Origin of the sequence: Sulfurihydrogenibium sp. YO3AOP1, assembly GCF_000020325.1 — a bacterium.
Lineage (GTDB): Bacteria > Aquificota > Aquificia > Aquificales > Hydrogenothermaceae > Sulfurihydrogenibium.
Genome location: NC_010730.1, coordinates 433,709 through 447,540, shown reverse-complemented (window position 1 = coordinate 447,540; position 13,832 = coordinate 433,709). Strand labels below are relative to the sequence as shown.

18 protein-coding genes are annotated in these 13,832 nt (G+C 31.7%); 5 read left to right on the top strand and 13 right to left on the bottom strand.

Going from position 1 to position 13,832, the window contains the following annotated elements; genetic code table 11:
* Positions 1-62 precede the first annotated feature (62 nt).
* Both SYO3AOP1_RS02280 and SYO3AOP1_RS02275 read left to right on the top strand, forming a co-directional pair.
* Positions 63-251, top strand: coding sequence for a hypothetical protein (locus SYO3AOP1_RS02280; RefSeq protein WP_012459159.1), 189 nt, complete (start codon positions 63-65; stop codon positions 249-251).
* Complete coding sequence (locus tag SYO3AOP1_RS02275) at positions 248-1,588, top strand: MFS transporter (RefSeq protein WP_012459158.1); 1,341 nt, start codon at positions 248-250, stop codon at positions 1,586-1,588. Before SYO3AOP1_RS02280 ends, SYO3AOP1_RS02275 begins: the two co-directional genes overlap by 4 nt.
* Here SYO3AOP1_RS02275 and SYO3AOP1_RS02270 read toward each other — a convergent pair.
* On the bottom strand, positions 1,569-1,931 hold the full coding sequence (locus SYO3AOP1_RS02270; RefSeq protein WP_012459157.1) for a hypothetical protein: 363 nt from the start codon (positions 1,929-1,931) through the stop codon (positions 1,569-1,571). The genes SYO3AOP1_RS02275 and SYO3AOP1_RS02270 overlap by 20 nt on opposite strands.
* A 6-nt stretch (positions 1,932-1,937) precedes the next feature.
* A complete protein-coding gene (locus tag SYO3AOP1_RS02265; RefSeq protein WP_012459156.1) occupies positions 1,938-2,543 on the bottom strand; it encodes a peroxiredoxin in 606 nt (201 codons plus the stop codon).
* Positions 2,544-3,037: 494 nt separating this feature from the next.
* Here SYO3AOP1_RS02265 and SYO3AOP1_RS02260 point away from each other — a divergent pair, with 494 nt between their 5' ends.
* Both SYO3AOP1_RS02260 and SYO3AOP1_RS02255 read left to right on the top strand, forming a co-directional pair.
* Positions 3,038-3,361, top strand: a complete 324-nt coding sequence (locus SYO3AOP1_RS02260) for a c-type cytochrome (RefSeq protein WP_012459155.1) — start codon at positions 3,038-3,040, stop codon at positions 3,359-3,361.
* 43 nt (positions 3,362-3,404) lie between these two features.
* Complete coding sequence (locus tag SYO3AOP1_RS02255) at positions 3,405-3,773, top strand: c-type cytochrome (RefSeq protein WP_012459154.1); 369 nt, start codon at positions 3,405-3,407, stop codon at positions 3,771-3,773.
* On the opposite strand, the gene ccsA is transcribed toward SYO3AOP1_RS02255, so the two are convergent.
* Entirely contained in the window at positions 3,770-4,570 is an 801-nt protein-coding gene (gene ccsA / locus SYO3AOP1_RS02250; RefSeq protein ID WP_012459153.1) for a cytochrome c biogenesis protein CcsA, read from the bottom strand. The genes SYO3AOP1_RS02255 and ccsA overlap by 4 nt on opposite strands.
* Before the next feature lie 361 nt (positions 4,571-4,931).
* Here ccsA and SYO3AOP1_RS02245 point away from each other — a divergent pair, with 361 nt between their 5' ends.
* Entirely contained in the window at positions 4,932-5,282 is a 351-nt protein-coding gene (locus SYO3AOP1_RS02245; RefSeq protein WP_007547885.1) for a rhodanese-like domain-containing protein, read from the top strand.
* On the opposite strand, the gene SYO3AOP1_RS02240 is transcribed toward SYO3AOP1_RS02245, so the two are convergent.
* From SYO3AOP1_RS02240 to murG, 10 genes are all read right to left on the bottom strand, one after another.
* Complete coding sequence (locus SYO3AOP1_RS02240; RefSeq protein WP_012459152.1) at positions 5,279-5,884, bottom strand: hypothetical protein; 606 nt, start codon at positions 5,882-5,884, stop codon at positions 5,279-5,281. The genes SYO3AOP1_RS02245 and SYO3AOP1_RS02240 overlap by 4 nt on opposite strands.
* Positions 5,854-6,429 (bottom strand): class II aldolase/adducin family protein, encoded by a 576-nt coding sequence (locus tag SYO3AOP1_RS02235; RefSeq protein WP_012459151.1) that lies wholly within the window; start codon positions 6,427-6,429, stop codon positions 5,854-5,856. Before SYO3AOP1_RS02235 ends, SYO3AOP1_RS02240 begins: the two co-directional genes overlap by 31 nt.
* Before the next feature lie 443 nt (positions 6,430-6,872).
* The gene (gene plsY, locus SYO3AOP1_RS02230; protein WP_012459150.1) at positions 6,873-7,460 is read right to left on the bottom strand and encodes a glycerol-3-phosphate 1-O-acyltransferase PlsY; all 588 of its coding nucleotides are present in this window, start codon (positions 7,458-7,460) and stop codon (positions 6,873-6,875) included.
* Positions 7,451-7,966, bottom strand: coding sequence for a CDP-diacylglycerol--glycerol-3-phosphate 3-phosphatidyltransferase (gene pgsA, locus SYO3AOP1_RS02225; protein WP_012459149.1), 516 nt, complete (start codon positions 7,964-7,966; stop codon positions 7,451-7,453). Before pgsA ends, plsY begins: the two co-directional genes overlap by 10 nt.
* Positions 7,963-9,108: a cell division protein FtsZ gene (gene ftsZ / locus SYO3AOP1_RS02220; protein WP_012459148.1), complete on the bottom strand. Its 1,146-nt coding sequence runs from the start codon at positions 9,106-9,108 to the stop codon at positions 7,963-7,965. The genes pgsA and ftsZ overlap by 4 nt, the downstream gene beginning before the upstream one ends.
* A gap of 20 nt (positions 9,109-9,128) precedes the next feature.
* Complete coding sequence (gene ftsA, locus SYO3AOP1_RS02215) at positions 9,129-10,376, bottom strand: cell division protein FtsA (protein ID WP_012459147.1); 1,248 nt, start codon at positions 10,374-10,376, stop codon at positions 9,129-9,131.
* Positions 10,373-11,050 (bottom strand): hypothetical protein, encoded by a 678-nt coding sequence (locus SYO3AOP1_RS02210; protein WP_156769235.1) that lies wholly within the window; start codon positions 11,048-11,050, stop codon positions 10,373-10,375. Before SYO3AOP1_RS02210 ends, ftsA begins: the two co-directional genes overlap by 4 nt.
* A complete protein-coding gene (locus SYO3AOP1_RS02205) occupies positions 11,050-11,949 on the bottom strand; it encodes a D-alanine--D-alanine ligase (protein ID WP_012459145.1) in 900 nt (299 codons plus the stop codon). Before SYO3AOP1_RS02205 ends, SYO3AOP1_RS02210 begins: the two co-directional genes overlap by 1 nt.
* Positions 11,942-12,808: a UDP-N-acetylmuramate dehydrogenase gene (murB, locus tag SYO3AOP1_RS02200; protein ID WP_012459144.1), complete on the bottom strand. Its 867-nt coding sequence runs from the start codon at positions 12,806-12,808 to the stop codon at positions 11,942-11,944. Before murB ends, SYO3AOP1_RS02205 begins: the two co-directional genes overlap by 8 nt.
* Positions 12,789-13,832 (bottom strand): undecaprenyldiphospho-muramoylpentapeptide beta-N-acetylglucosaminyltransferase, encoded by a 1,044-nt coding sequence (murG, locus tag SYO3AOP1_RS02195; protein WP_012459143.1) that lies wholly within the window; start codon positions 13,830-13,832, stop codon positions 12,789-12,791. Before murG ends, murB begins: the two co-directional genes overlap by 20 nt.

Genomic DNA, 13,832 nt, shown 5'->3' with positions numbered 1-13,832 from the left:
TAATTCAAGTAATTTTCCTTATTCTAAAATAGAATAAAATATTAAAAACATAGGAAATCTAAATGATAAAAAAAGAAGATTTAGAAAGAGAAATAGAAAGTTTACCGGAAGAAGTTATAAAAAATGGATATTCAAAAGGATATAATCCAAATGACATTTTATGTAGAATGTGTGCGTATAAGTCATGTATGCAAGAAAATTCAGGAAGAAATCTTATCAAACAAGCTCTGAAAAAGAAAGATAACAAATGAGATATATAAAAACAGATTTAACTTGTAGGCTTGATAACCTTCCATGGACTTGGTTTCATACTAAGTTTGTTATGGCTCTTGGCATAACCTGGATATTAGATGCTTTTGAAGTTGTAATCGTAAGCGTAGTTTTAAAGTCTATGGCTAAATCTTTAAATCTATCTGTTTTTCAATCATCTTGGCTTGTTAGCAGTTTTTTAATTGGTGCTTTGGTTGGAGCGTTTATTTTTGGTTATTTAGCTGATAAGTTCGGAAGAAAGAAAATATTTTTCATAACACTACTTTTATACTCTCTTGGAACATTTTTAACAGGCTTTGCTAACTCTTTTGAAATTGCATTGCTTTTAAGATTTATCACAGGATTTGGACTTGGTGGCGAGTTTTCTGCTATCCATTCAGCGATAGATGAGTTTATTCCATCAAGATTTAGGGGAAGAGTTGATGGTTTTATAACTGCATCATGGAATCTTGGAAGTATTTTTGCTTCTTTGGTTGGGATGTATCTACTGTCTTCATTTCCTGAAGAAAAAGCTTGGCGGTATGCGTTTTTATTTGGCGGTAGTTTAGCACTATTGATAGTATTTATAAGATTTTTCATTCCAGAATCTCCAAGATGGCTAATATCGAAAGGACTAATAGAAAGAGCCGAAGAGATTGTATCTGAATTAGAAAAGAAATATCATGCAAAGCCAATAAACAAACAGTGCGAAATTCCTGTATTTGAGGGTAGTTTATTAGATGCGGTGAAGATTATTCTCAAAAAGTACAGAGGAAGGTTTTTATTTGGAACGGCTATGAGTTTTACAATTTTGACAACATACTATGGCTTTATTACTATCTTACCTTTGGTAATTACAAATCAGTATAATCTTCCTACAAAAGAAATTCCAAATCTTTTACTAACTGCAAGCATTGGTGGTTTAATCGGTGGTATAGTTGTATCTTTTTTATCTGACAAGCTTGGTAGAAAAATAACAGGAACGACTGTAGCTTTATTTTCTCTCTTAACATCTTTTTTCTTTTTAACATCGCAGGATATTTATACTACAGTTTTTGTTTATTCATTGGTTGCATACTCTTTTGCAAGCGTTGCTTATGTATCTGCGATGGAGGTTTATCCTTCTTATTTGAGGGCTACAGCTATCGGTGTTTTATCTGTCATTGGAAGAATCTCAGGAATGCTGGCTCCACCAATACTAACCTATCTTGCAACTATAGATTATAAATTAAGTGTATTAGGTTTAAGTTTGCTGTGGCTTATAGGTTTTATAGGATTTTTTATATGGTCTAAATTTGGCGTTGAAGCAAAAGGAAAATCTATTGAGGATATAACTTAATCAGATCATAAACATCCTCTGTATTATTGTAAATAAGTACAATTTTTAGCTTTTCTTCTTTGTTTAAAATATCTAACATAACATCATCTTTTAATCTTTTATATATTTTTGTTGTTGATAGGTCTAAAATTTGTGAGGCATCAAAATTATCTATACTGTAAGTTTGATTTTCTGATTTCCAAAATCTTTGGATTATACCAAAATTTGGATGCTCTGTAAGTTCTATAGGAAACATTTGGATTACTTGATTTTCTGTAATTTCTATCTCTATTTTTTGTGGTGTATATCTAATTAGTTTAAATATCATGGTTGTTTGTATAAGGGGGCGAAAAACAGCCCCCATATATTATTATTCTTGTAAAGCTTCGTAAACGTGTCCTACAAGCTCTTCAGATGGTTTTAATGTCTTCTTACCTGGTTCCCATTTAGCCGGGCAAGCTTCATCTGGATGAGACATTAAGTATGCGTTGGCTTTCATCTTTCTTACAAGCTCATCTGCATTTCTTCCTACGTTGTAGAAGTTAACTTCAGAAGATACAAGCTTTCCTTCTGGGTTAATGATGAAAGTTCCTCTTAAAGCTAAACCAGTGTTGCAGTCGTATACTCCAAACATTCTTGAAACTTTTCCTGTTGGGTCTGCACCCATCGGATATTTTACGTTTGCAAGTAATTTTTCATCTCTTTGCCATGCAAGGTGAACGAATTTTGTATCTGTAGAAACAGAAACAACTTCAGCACCAAGCTTTTTTAATTCTTCGTACTTTTCAGCTAAATCTGCTAATTCTGTTGGGCATACGAATGTAAAGTCTGCTGGATAGAAGAATAAAATTGCCCATTTCCCTTCTTTTTTAGCATCTGCTAAAGAGAACTTTCCAAACTTCCCTGTTGATGGATCGTAAGTTTCCATCTCAAAATCTGGTACTTGTTGACCTACTAAGATTACTTTTTCTTCCATGTGATACACCTCCCTTTAAAAGTTTTAATTAATCTTATCAGTAATCATTATTATTTTGTTATGACTTTAATCATCCTATATAAATATAGTCGGGTAAAAAATTCAATAAAAGAATGAGATTCTTCGCTTCGCTCAGAATGACAAATAAGGTTATCCTTTCTTTGATGCTTATCATTCAACCTTTCTCTGTCATCCTGAGGACTTCAGTCCGAAGGATCTCCTTTTTTAAATTATATAAAAACCACATGATTTCTCTCTCAAGGTATCATCCCATAGTAGTATAAATATACAATCCTTTAAAACTTTTGCAAACTTTTTTGAAAAATTGCAAAATTAGAAATCCAAGTCTATTAAAAAGCTGATAGATTAACATTTTATTTTGGCATGGTTTTTGAATAATTAAAAATTAAAGTTAAATTAAAAATTTGTAATTGACAGAGTATTTAGAATAGGTTAGATTATTAAATGAAAATTTTTAATAGGAGGTATGAAGCATGAAGAAGTTAGTTTTATCTGCACTCTCAGTAGCAGTATTAGCTGCTGGCTCATTTGCAGCTGACGGAAAAGCTCTTTTCCAACAAAAAGGATGTACAGCTTGCCACCAAGCAGCAGCTGACACAGTTGGACCAGCTTTAAAGAAAATTGCAGGTGCTTACGCTGGAAAAGAAGCTGACCTTATCAAGTTCTTAAAAGGACAAGGAAAAGCTATCGTTGACCCAGCTAAAGAAGCTGTGATGAAGCCACAACTCAACACTACAAAAGCTATGAAAGATGATGAATTAAAAGCATTGGCACAATTCATTCTTTCAAACAAGTAATTCTAAAAAATGGGGGTTAACAGCCCCCTGATTTTCTTCTGTCATGAAATTTTCAAAAAATATTTCAATCTTATTGATACTTCTAATATCAAACGTTTCTTTTGCGGAAGATGGAAAATTTTTATTTAAAAAGTATGGATGTGGTTCTTGTCATTCACCAACGGAAAGACTTGCAGCACCTTCTTTTAAAGAGATAAGAGAAAGGTATGGAAAAAGTAAGCAAGCTATTGATAAAGTCGCAAAACTTATCATAAAACCAAATCCATCAAACTGGCCAGGATTTGCATATATGCCACCATTTAACATTCCTTATGAAGAAGCAAGAAAATTAGCAGAGTATGTACTGATTTACTCAGAGAAAGAAAAACCCAATCAAACTAAATCTTATGACTTAGAAAGCGACCACTATTAAAAAGTTGGATGGCCTATCAGCCAAAATACTATAAAAGCAAACAAACTGCCGATTAATGTCAAATAAGAAGCTTTCCTACCTTTAATCTGTTTAATGATTCTTGTATGTAAAATAAAACCATAAAAAATCCAAAGTAAAAATAACATCGTCTGCTTTATATCCCAAGTCCAATGTTTACCTATGTAAATAGCAGTCCATATAGATGATGCTATTAATCCAAGGCTTAAAAATATAAAAGCTAAAATAACAGATTTATACTCAAGATTTTGAATCAATGTTAAAGAAGAAGAAAATTTAGAAACAAAAAAAGAGTTTAGTTTTTTATTTTTCAAATCTCTATCTGTAAGAATATATAAAATTGCAGCAATAGAAGAAAAAACTATCAATCCGTAAGATAAAATCAAAGATGCCACATGAAGATAAAACCAGATGTTGTTATAAATATTTTGAGTTTCTGAGTGTAAAGGTAAAGAAAAAGCAGTCAAAAACATAACCAAAGGAGCGATCAGAGAGCCAAACTCTATTAATTTTTTTCTGTATACAAAGGAAAATCCGTAAAAAACAGCTGATATAATAATCGCTAAAAAGCTTAAAAGTTCTTCCAAAGTGTTTAAAGGCAAGGCTCTAATTTCATAGGTTCTTAATAAGAATACTAAAATTTGAAGTGTAAACCCAGCTCCAAAGAAAGAATAGCCAAGTTTTTGATATTTAGAGTTTTTTGTATATAAATAAACCCAAAAACTAATAGAAGACAAAAAGTATATGACTATAAATAAAATCGTAAAAAGCTTAAACATCCAGCACCTTCTTAGGTTTTTATTTTTAATTATAACAGAAAAATTACGATTTTAACTATGATTAATAGAGACTGCTTGAAAAAACCAACATCGTCATTCTGTAGTCGGCGAAGAATCTCCGTCCTTTTACCTCTCACTCATTTATTGTATAGGCAATTCATGAATTGCCCCTACTCATTTTCTTACCTTTTAAAGAGGAGATCCTTCGGCTTACAGCCTCAGGATGACACGGAAAGGTAAGCTTACGAAAATTTTGGAACACCCTTATGATTAATAGAAATGACTTTTGTCATCAAGATTTTGAGTTTAGAATATTAAAATATTATAATATTTCAAAAGATAAAAAGAATTGGAGATAAGAATGTACTTAGACAAAGAGACGTATAAAAAAATACATATATCTGTTAAAGAGTTAAAAGAAAAGATAGATAAAGGCGAAGATTTTATACTGTTAGATGTTAGAGAGCCGCAAGAATACGCTTTTTCAAGAATTAAAGAGAAAGATGCGATGCTTGTTCCACTTATGAGTCTTCCAAAAGTTATAAACAGCCTTCCAAAAGATAAGGATATATATGTATTTTGTAGAAGTGGAAACAGAAGCCTTCAGGCTACTTTATGGCTATTACAAAATGGATTTACCCGTGTTAAAAACGTAGAAGGTGGTATTTTAGCTTGGTCTGACGAAATAGACCCAACGGTGCCAAAATATTAAAATAAGATTTTTAAATCTTTTTTTATCAAATACTTAATGTAAATTTTATATGCTTCTTCCTTTTCTGGTTCTGTTAAGTTTATGTTTGAAAAATGTTTTTCTGCTTTTTTTATGTATTTGTTTAATTTTTCTGGTGGTAAATTTTTCAGCAAATAATCAGCTACAAGGTCAGACAAGTAGATATTTTTAAGATAGTCGTTTAGCATTTCAAGCTTTGAGAAATTTACAATACTTTCAGGAATGTTGTATTTATTAAATAATAAACTCCATTTTTCAGGCAAGGAAGATTTAGAATTTAAAACTTTGGCTTTAGGCTTTGGAGTTTCTTTATTTTCCGGTGACTTAGTTTGAAGATTATTTTCAATTTCTTTATGCTTGACAAGTGATAAATCTTTTAGATGTTTGATCAATTCTTTTTCAAGAGTTTTTAAACTTTTTGGTCTTTTTTCAAGCAAGTTGATTGCTTCGATGATATCTTGAAGTTCATATTTTTCGGTTAAAGATTCTAAAAATTCTCTTTCTTTTGGGTTTAGCTGAGTAGGAAGGATATTAAACTTATTTAGATAGTGATTTATGACTGCATCTTTTTTAGAGTCATCCATTTGTAGAATATCTCCGCTGAATTTTCTAAGGTTGATGTATATTTTAACGCTTCATTGATGGTTTTTCCCGCCGAAAATGAGCCGTGATTTTTGACTATGCAGATTTTATAACCTTCTTGAAATAATTTACTTACGCCAATAGCAAGCTCTAGGGACGCTGATGGTTTTTCTACTTCTAAGATTGGTACTTTTTTTATGAATAATTCTCCTTCTATATCCATTGGTATAAATTCTCTTAGAAAGTAGCCCAAGGCTGTGGCTGTGATTGGATGAGCATGGACTACTGCATTTATGCTTGGATTGTCTTTATAGATCTGTCTGTGGACGATAAGCTCTATCGATGCTTCTTTATCTTGTTCTGTTTCTTTGTGGATTGGAAGCTTTATAATATCTTCTTCTGTCAAAAAGCCTGCCATTCTTCCTGTTTTTGTGATGTAAAGATATTCTCCATCTTTTATGCTAAGATTTCCACCATGGGATGATACGAGCTTTAACTCGTGTAAAACTCTTCCGGTGAAGATTATTTGCTGGATTATATCATTCAAGGTTAAAATCCTTTCTGGGTTTATTTTATCTAATTATATCAGAATTTTTTGTGGCTTTAATAAGCTTGATTTTTGATAGATTAATAGGTGAGTCATGGAAACTTTTAAAACGCTTAGCTTAGAGTAGTTTTCTTACTTTTAAGACTGCTTACAAAAATCATCATCGTCATTCTGCAGCCGGCGAAGAATCTCCGCCTTCATATCTCTCATTTATTCACTGTATAGGCAATTCATGAATTGCCTCTACTCACTTTTCAAAAGAGGAGATCCTTCGGACTAAAGTCCTCAGGATGACAGTCAAAGGTAAAGTCATATCTACTTATACATTCTACAATTTAAAAAAATTTAGAACACCCTCAATATACAGATTGCCTTTCACGTATAGCTTATTGTTGCTCGGTCTGCCTATTCAACTGTTAAAGTTAAATAAACTAAATTATCCTCTATTTATGTAAAAATCTATATTCAGTACCTTTTAACAATCTATCTAAATTGTCCTTATGTTTAAGGATAACAATCAATCCAATGATAAACGCTGCGTAGGTATAATAGATATTATTTTCTATAAATTTAATAATAACCCAAGAAATACTTGCTGATAGCATAGATGCAAGAGATACATAACCAGAGACAAGAAATACGCCAAGCCAAAACATAATAACAATTAAAGCAGTTTTAGAGGATAAAGCAAGTAATACACCGATAGCTGTTGCGACACCTTTTCCACCTTTAAACTTTAAAAAAATTGAAAAACAATGTCCGATAACAGACGCTATAGCAAGTAATGAAATAAGTTTTGTATCAAATATATACTTTGCGATATAGATAGGTAAAAAACCTTTTAACATATCTAAAATTAATACTAAAATTCCTGCCTTTTTGCCCAAAACTCTTGTAACGTTTGTAGCACCAATATTTCCGCTACCTTCTTTTCTAATATCTTTTCCAAAAAGCTTACTTATAATTAAGCCAAAAGGGATTGAGCCAAGTAAGTACGTGATGATTAAGTATACGATAAAATTTATTTCCATGCTTTTTCCTTATAAAATATCATGAAATACTCAAACCCAGAAACATAGGCAAGGAATATGGATATCCATAGGGTAATTTTTCCTAATTCTACAAAATTTATAGAAAGTAAAAATATTGCTAAAAGCTGGATGGATGTTTTTAACTTTCCTAAAAAATAAGCAGGAACTACAATTCCTTTGTTTACCAAAACACTTCTAACCCATGTTACAAGCATTTCTCTCGCTATAATTAAAAAAACTTCAAAAGAATTTACAATATGCTTTTCTACTAAGGCTACTAAAACTGATACTGTGAAGATTTTATCAACTGCTGGGTCTAAAAGCTCACCATGCTTTGTTACATCGTTTGAAGCTCTTGCAATAATTCCATCTAAATAATCAGTTAGAATAGCGACAATTACTAAAAAGCCAGACAAAAAATAATTATCTTTTAATATAGAGTAAATCAAAAATGGAATTATAACCAATCTTGATAATGTGACTAAATTAGCAAACCCTATATTCAATCCCTTTTACCCTTTCTTACCCAAGGTGGAATTTCTAACTCATCATAAGATAAAGATTCGGATGTAAATTCTTCTTTGGGTTTTATCTCTTCAGCATATGAAGCTATTTCTCTCTTTATAGGCGGCTCTTTTTTCTCTATTATTCCGGATGGTCTTGTTTTTAAAGAAGGCTTAGATTCCGATTTTCTTTCATCTTCAAAATCTGTCGCTATTACAGTAATTTTAATTTCATCTTCTACATCATTTATGATTGATGCACCAAATATAATGTGTGCTTCTTCATGGGCAAGCTCTCTAATTTGTGAAACAGCTTCGTTAACTTCCATAAATGATAAATCTGGACTAACTTCTACATTTATAAGCAATCTTTTTGCTCCTTGGATGGATGTTCCTTCTAATAACGGGGAGCTTGTTGCAGTCATTACAGCTTCTTCTATTTTATTTTCAGCTCTTCCAGAGCCAACACCAATTAAAGCTTTGCCTGCATTTTCCATTATTGTTTTAACGTCAGCGAAGTCTGGGTTAATCAATCCCGGAACTAAAATTAAATCAGTAATTCCTTTTACAGACCTATAAAGTATATTGTCAACAAGCTTAAAAGCATTAGCAAACGATACATTTTTACCGGCTACTTGTAATAATCTATCATTATGGATAACAAGATAAGTATCAACTCTTTCTTTTAATTGCCCCAGTCCTTCCTCTGCAATCTTTTGTCTGATTTTACCTTCAAAGCTAAAAGGTTTTGTAACTACAGCTACAGTTAAAATACCCATTTCCTTAGCTGCCTGAGCTATAACCGGACTTGCACCTGTACCTGTCCCACCACCAAGTCCTGCTGCTATAAATACCATATCAGCTCCTTCCATAGCTTCTTTGATTTTATCTAAATTCTCCAATGCGGCTTCTCTGCCAATTTCTGGCTTTGAACCAGCACCTAATCCTTTGCTAATGCTCTCTCCAATGTGAATTTTATTTGGAACAGGAAGGTAGTTTAAATGTTGTAAATCTGTGTTAACTATATATAATTCAACATCTTGAAGTCCTTCTTGATACATTCTTGCTACTGCGTTGCTTCCCCCACCACCTACGCCAAAAACTTTAATTTTAGTTGGATTTTTTGCATCATAATTTATCTCCATCTTAAGTTTCCTCCAAACAATTAGAAAAGATTCTTTATTTTATCAAAAAACTTTGTAAAAGTATCAGATATATTGAAATTAAACATTTCACTACTGTTATTAGACCCTACATGTTTATCTTTTAAGGCAGAAGCCGTAAACTGTAAACATCCTATCACTGTTGCGTACTCTGGGCTGTAGAATTTTTCGTTAAATGCCTTAAATTCTTTTGGCTTTCCAATTCTTACATCTTTTTCAAAAATTTTTTCTGCAAGATGTTGGATGTAAGGAGTGTTTGCCACTCCTCCAGTTAAAACAATGCCTGCATTTAATCTATCATAAAGTCCAGTTTTTTCAAGCTCTTTTCTTAAAATTTCAAACATTTCAGTTAATCTCCATTCTATTGTTTCTGCAATTTCATACTTTTCTAATTTGATTGTTTCTTCATCTTCTCTACTTTTAGCTTCAACAACTTCATTAAATTCTATAAATTCTGCTGATGCAACCCCAAATTGTTTTTTTATAGCCTCAGCAATATCCTTGGATATTTTAAATCTAAAAGATATATCCTTTGTTATGAGATTTCCACCAAGAGGGATAGATTTTACTGCTTCAAGATGACCATTTTTATATACTGCTATATCGCTTAAGCCACCGCCAATATCAATTATTGCAACGCCGAGGTCTTTTTCTTCTTCATAAAGTACCGAAGTTGCAGATGCTATTGGATTGACAACAATATCCATAACTCCAAGACCACTTTGCTCAACTACCTTTTTAATGTTGCTAATAGAATTAACCTTGCCTGTTATAACATTGTATTCTCCGGATATTTTACTGCCAATTAGACCAACAGGTTCATACACTATCTCATCATCATCCAAGACATACATTTTTGGGATAATATGCAAAATCTGAATATTATCATTTTTAAATTTTTCAGATATTTTTTCTATAAGCGCGTTTATGTCATTTTGGTCTATTTCTTTGTTGGATGAAGAAAAGCTTATAAAATCTTTTTCATTTTTTGATTCAATGTGAATTCCTCCAATATTTAAGACTACTGAGCTTATTCTAAATCCAGAGTTTGATTCAGCTGTTGCAACCGCTTCTTTTATTGATTTAATAGCTTCTGAAGGGTTTACTACCGCTCCTTTTTCAATACCTTTAGACAGTGTCTCTCCAAAACCTATTATATGTAATTTTCCAGTTTCATCTAAATCACCAATTACTGCAACAGTTTTATAACTTCCTACATCAAGCGCTACAAAAGTTTTACTTTTACTCATTTTGTTTCCTTGTTTAATTTTTTTACTATTATCATTTCGTCAAAACTAAAATTTAGATAAGTATAATCGTTTAGATTTTTATTTGCTAAAAATATTTTAGCTTTATTTAGGCTATCATCAAGATCATCTTTTGAAAACACCAATATTTTTCCATCACTCGTTTCGGCTGCTATTTGTGATTTTTGAATTATAAATTTAGAAAGCTGATAATCTTTAAAATTTTCCATGATCTTCTTGATTTTTAATACATCACTTTTTTGAAATTCACTATCGTTATAGTATATATTCACAAGGTTTAGCAAATTTGAGATATCTGTTTCATATAGATTTCCCTCTTCATCAACGGTAAAAACTTTACTACTTTGAATAATATTTGCAAATGACTTCTTCTCTTCTACTACCATCGTAATTTCACCAAGATTTGGCTTTAAGATTTTTATATCTTTAATAAATTGATATTTTTTTAATTTTTCTCTTAATCTATCTTCTGATATAAATATCCAATTTTCTGTTTTGAAAATGTTTTTTAAATCATTTTCTGATAATTTATCAGTTCCAACAACGTTTACTTTCTTGATTGCTACTATATCTTTTACAATTGGTAGTGTTGGGGCATAGTAGCCAAGTAAAGCACACAAAATAAGCCATACTGAGAAAAGTCCAAGTTTTTTCATCATTTTAAACTATTTTTTATTATTTTTTCTACAAGTTGGTTAAACGTTATTCCTCTTGCCGATGCAGCCTTGGGAAGAAGACTAAACTCTGTCATTCCGGGGATTGTATTTACTTCCAACACATATGGATTCTTATCGTTTTCTAAAATGATATCAACTCTTGCAGGTCCTTTGCAATTCAAAAGTTTATAAACTTTATGTCCTAAACCTTGAACGTTTTTATACACATCTTCATCTAATTGAGCCGGGCATATATACTGAGTTTTTCCTGTAATGTATTTGTTATTAAAATCATAGAAGCCTTCTGATACAACAACTTCAACAATATCAAAAACTTCATCATCAAGAATGCTAACTGTTAGCTCTCTTCCTTTGATAAACTTTTCTATCAATACTTTATCATCAAGATTAAATACTTCTTTTACAGCATTTTCATACTCTTGTTGATTATTTACTATATAAACACCAATAGAAGACCCTTCTGTTGGAGCTTTTACGACTGCTGGGAAATCTGGTCTATAATTTAAAGCCTCTTTTTCTTCTGTGAAAAATATCCAATCTGGCGTTGGAATGTCAAAGTTTTTCAAATACATCTTTGTTAGTACTTTATCCATTGCTATGACGCTTGTTTTCATATCTGACCCTGTGTAAGGAATGCCAAGAAACTCTAAGATAGCTTGAATTGTGCCATCTTCTCCACCTTTTCCGTGTAAAACTATAAATGCTAAATCTGGCTTATATTCTAAAATCTCTTTTATAAATTTATCTCTTTCTATTATGTCAAATACCTTATAATCATATCCAAGTTGGTTTAAAGCTTTTTCTACCGCTTTTCCACTTTTGATAGAAATCTCTCTTTCTCTTGAATATCCACCGTATAAAAGTGCGATTTTAGTCAATGATTTTAACCTCTCTTTCAAGATTTATCTTAAATTCGTCTAATACTTTTTTTTCGGCAAGTTCCAAGAGTTTTATTAGGTCTTTAAACTCAGCATTTCCATAGTTTACAAGAAAGTTTGCATGTTTTTCAGAAAATCCTATATCGTTTATTCTATAACCTTTTAAGCCAACTGCTTCAATCAGTTTGCCGGCATATGTTCCCGGTGGATTTTTGTAAGTTGACCCGGCTGTTGGTAAATCTAGCGGTTGCTTACTGTTTCTATCAAGCAGATGATTTTTTATAATCTCTGATATGTTTTTATCACTTTTTCTAAGCTTTAGCTTCACTTTATAAACAAAACCTCCGTTTTGAAATTGGGAGTATCTGTAAGAGTATTTAATCTCTTCTTTTTTTGAATGATTTAGCCGTCCTTCTCTGTCTATCCACCAAACCTCTTCTATTAAATCAAAGATATCGCTTCCATAAGCTCCTGCGTTCATTGCAGTTGCCCCACCAACGGTTGCAGGAATGCCGGATAGGTTTTCAAATCCTTCAAGGTTGTATTTTTTTACTACTGAAACTATGGTTTTAAAGCTTACGCCGGCTTCCGCCGTGATGTAAAAAATATCGTTTTGATTTTCTATTTCATATTTTTTTAGATTCTTAGAATGGACAAAAACTTTATTCACAATCCCATCGGAAAAAATTAGATTGCTTCCAATTCCAAGTGGATAGATGTTATCATACTCTTTAATTAAAATAGAGATTTCTTTGTGATCTTTTGGAAAATATACAATCTTTCCTTTTCCGCCAACTTTTATAGTGCAAAAATTCCTAAGGTCTATATTTTCTTGATATTCAATCGTTTTTAAAATCATTTAATATATTTTCTACGATTTTTTCATCACTGTCAAATATCGCATATTCTTTGATTTTTTTGCTTAAACTTTCTAAATCTTTGTTAAAAGCATCTTCTAATGCTTTTTTTAAAACTTCTTTACTTAAATCTTTTTCTTCAATCAATTCACACAAGCCCAAATCTTTTAGCCATTTTACGTTGTAATACTGATGGTTTGATGCTGCATAAGGAAATGGAACAAAGATAGCGTATTTGCCAAAGCATAGAATCTCGTTAACACTACTTGAACCACTACGAGAAATTACAACATCTGCAGATGTGTAAAGGTCTTCCATGTTATCAACGTACTCATAAACTGTAAGATTTTCTAAATTTGGTACTTCTACCTGCCATTTTCCTTTTATAAGGATGAATTTAATATCTTTCATTTCTGAAGCTAAGGATATTATGCTTTCAGAAAGTTTTTTTGCTCCTTGACTGCCGCCTACGACCAAAACTGTTTTCGTTTGGTTTGGCTTATATACATAATTTTTAGCTCTTTCTATGATGTTTTTTCTTAGAGGCATACCTGTTAAAACTGTTTTCTTTCTGTCAAAATACTTAGCTGTAAGTTCAAAGGTTATAAAAACTTTTTTAGCAAAGTAAGATAGAATTTTATTTGAATAAGAAGGAATTGAATTTTGCTCATGTATGTACAATGGCACTCTTGCTAAAAAAGATGCAAGCCCAAGGGGTATTGATGTATAACCACCAAAGCAGATTGAAAAATCCGGCTTTTCTTTTTTTATCTGTTTGTAGACTTTGAAGGTTGTTGATAGCAGGCTAAAAACTCCTTGAATTTTACCAACGATAGATTTCCCTCTTACTGCTCTCATTGGATATAAAATTTTTTCATCAGCCGGAAAATCTTTTTTGTTTTCTATTCCATTTGTAGTTCCGATGTATGTAATGCTAAATCCTTTTTCTTTCAGATTTTCTGCAACGGATAAAGCCGGGTAAAAATGACCACCTGTTCCACCGCCGGAGATAAAAACTTTTTTCAT